Origin of the sequence: Sphingomonas sp. ABOLE (genome assembly GCF_003950455.1) — a bacterium.
GTDB classification, from domain to species: Bacteria; Pseudomonadota; Alphaproteobacteria; order Sphingomonadales; family Sphingomonadaceae; genus Sphingomonas; species Sphingomonas trueperi.
Genome location: NZ_QQWY01000102.1, coordinates 1 through 1,322 on the forward strand (window position 1 = coordinate 1; position 1,322 = coordinate 1,322).

The 1,322-nt window shown below is 61.6% G+C and carries 1 protein-coding gene and 1 other annotated feature; the gene reads right to left on the reverse strand.

Annotated features, from left to right (window positions below; translation table 11 throughout):
- Positions 1-39: 39 nt before the first annotated feature.
- Positions 40-1,268, reverse strand: a protein-coding gene (locus tag CA234_RS24055) for an IS3 family transposase (RefSeq protein WP_126002942.1) whose coding sequence is annotated in 2 segments (ribosomal slippage) — positions 40-980 and positions 980-1,268 — 1,230 coding nt in all. Because the reading frame shifts where the segments join, the coding sequence is not laid out codon by codon here.
- Positions 873-987: a sequence feature (AL1L pseudoknot), on the reverse strand. Its footprint overlaps the gene before it by 115 nt.
- Positions 1,269-1,322 lie beyond the last annotated feature (54 nt).

Here is a 1,322-nt window from a genome sequence, read left to right on the forward strand (position 1 = left end):
TGAAGCGTCCCGGGTTTTCCGGAGGCAGGCTCAATTGAGTCATGCAGCCATATTGAGGTTCTCAAGGGCTGCATAGTAATTGGCTTCGGCTTCGGCAGGCGGAATGTAGCCGATGGGGCCAAAGAGGCGTTGATTGTTGTACCAGTCCACCCATCGCAGGGTGGCCATTTCGACGGCTGATGCGCTCGGCCAGGAGCGCTGGCGCCAGATCACCTCGGCCTTGTAGAGCCCGTTGATCGTCTCGGCCAAGGCGTTGTCATAGGAATCCCCAACGCTGCCGACAGAGGGAACCAGATTGGCCTCGGCAAGGCGCTGGGTGTAGGCCATGGCAAGATATTGAACGCCCCTGTCGCTGTGGTGGACCAAGCCATCGTCAGGTCCGGGCCTGCGCGCATGGATCGCCTGTTCCAAAGCGTCCAGCACGAAGCCGGCGGTAGCGCTGGTGCTGACCTTCCAGCCCACGATGCGCCGAGCATAAGCGTCGATCACGAAGGCCACATAGACAAAGCCAGCCCAGGTGTGGACGTAGGTAAAATCGACCACCCACAAGGCGTTGGGCCGGGCGACGCGAAACTCCCGGTTGACCTTGTCGAGCGGGCACGGTGCCTTGGGATTGCTGACGGTCGTGATCGTCTTCTTGCCTCGGCGAATGCCTGCCAGACCCATGATGCGCATCAGTCGTTCCACCGTGCATTTAGCGACCGCGACGCCCTCGCGCCGCAATTGGCGCCAGACCTTGCGCGAGCCATAGACACCATAGTTGGCTTCGTGGACGCGTTTGATCTGCCCACACATCTCCTCATCGCTGCGTGCACGTGCCGGACGCTTGCCGGGATCGGCAAGGCGCAGGGCATGTTCATGATAGGAGGATGGGGCGATCGCCAGTTCACGGCAGATCGGCTCGATACCCAGGTCCTCGCGATGGGCGTCGATGAACGCCATCATCATTTGCCGTGGCGGTCGAGCTCCGCCATCGCAAAATATGCTGACGCCTTGCGTAAGATCTCGTTGGCGCGTCGCAGTTCCTTGACCTCGCGCTCCAGTATTTTGAGCCGGGCCTTGTCATCGGCGGCCTGCGCCGCTGGCGCCGTTCGTCGGCTAGCCTCCTCACGGCACCAGCGGCGCAGCGTCTCGGCTGTGCAGCCAATCTTGCCGGCAATCGAGGTCATCGCCTCCCACTCCGACCCGTAATCGGCGCGATGCTCGCCAACCATGCGCACGGCGCGATCACGCACCTCAGGCGAAAACTTGTTCCGGGTTTTGCTCATCACGAAAGCTCCTTCTCACAAATAGGAGCCTCCGGAAAACCCGGGACGCTTCAC